Here is a 1,118-nt window from a genome sequence, read left to right as displayed (position 1 = left end):
TAAAAGACCTACTCGACTATGACGTAAACGATGCGGTGCTGGATGTCTATGATTTTCCTCAGGATGCCCTAAAAGGACGTCCGGAACAGGTGAATGTTGTTTCCAGTCGGTCAGCTTTAATCCAGGATACCGTGAATCTCGTCAATAAGTCTGGTTTGGAACTAGAAACAATTGAGATCTCAGAGCTAGCGATTAGGAATATTGCCTTGCGACTAGCAGATGATGATCAAAGACCCGTTGCGGTTTTATATCTTCGTCACGGTGCTGGAATGATTGTGTTGGTTAAAGGTGACACGCTTTACTTTTCCAGGCATTTTGACTTTTCTTTACAAGCGCTGAACGATGTCGCGCAGCAAAACTCGGTTATTCAGCAATTATCTTTAGAAATCCAGCGCTCATTTGATTACTTTGAAAGCCAGATGGCTCAAGTTCCTCCGCAAACGGTTGCACTGATGGGCCCTGCACCCAATATGCCATTAGCAAATATGCTTGGTGGTAGTATTGGCGCCAGAGTCGAACCGCTTGATATGTCCTTGTTTATGCAGGACGAGGCAAATCTGGGCCTTGAAGAAATTCAAGCTTTTGTCGCGCTCGCCAGTGCATTGAGAGAGGGGTAGAGCAATATGCAACAAGTAAACCTCTATACCGACGCTTTCAAACCAAAACGCGTAAAGTTACCACTCGAACAAATTATACTTCTGCCTGTTGTCACCTTGCTCTTGCTCATTGGTGTCAGCTTGTGGCTTAGCCATAGCTTAAAGCAGGAAGCTCAAGAGCTTGAAGTAATCAAATCAAAGAATGAAGAAATGGCAAAGCGCCTTGAAACACTAAGCGTTAAAGCTAAACGCATGAGAAAAGATGAGTCATTAGTCGCCGCTAATCAGCGTTTGCACGCTAAAGCTGAAGCTCGTCAACGAATGATCGAAATGCTAGATACGGTTGTAGTTAAAGATGATGAAGGCTTTTCTAATATTCTGCTCTCACTTGCACGCCAGAACTTAGATAAACTATGGTTGAACTCAATAATTATTGGCTCCTCAGGAAAGGAGATGCATATTGAAGGCATTACCCTGAACGGTGACTTGGTGCCCGAGTATTTGCAAAAGCTTCGTCAGGAA

Annotated in this window: 1 protein-coding gene and 1 pseudogene; both read left to right on the top strand. The window is 44.0% G+C overall.

Annotated elements, in window-relative coordinates:
* Positions 1-617 (top strand): annotated as a pseudogene (locus A3757_RS27045) (hypothetical protein); the annotation flags it as partial.
* A gap of 6 nt (positions 618-623) precedes the next feature.
* Positions 624-1,118, top strand: a 495-nt coding sequence (locus tag A3757_RS19590) for a hypothetical protein (RefSeq protein ID WP_068740131.1), incomplete at its 3' end; no start/stop codon positions are given.

The organism is Oleiphilus sp. HI0117, assembly GCF_001635235.1.
This window is presented reverse-complemented; position numbering and strand designations above follow the sequence as displayed.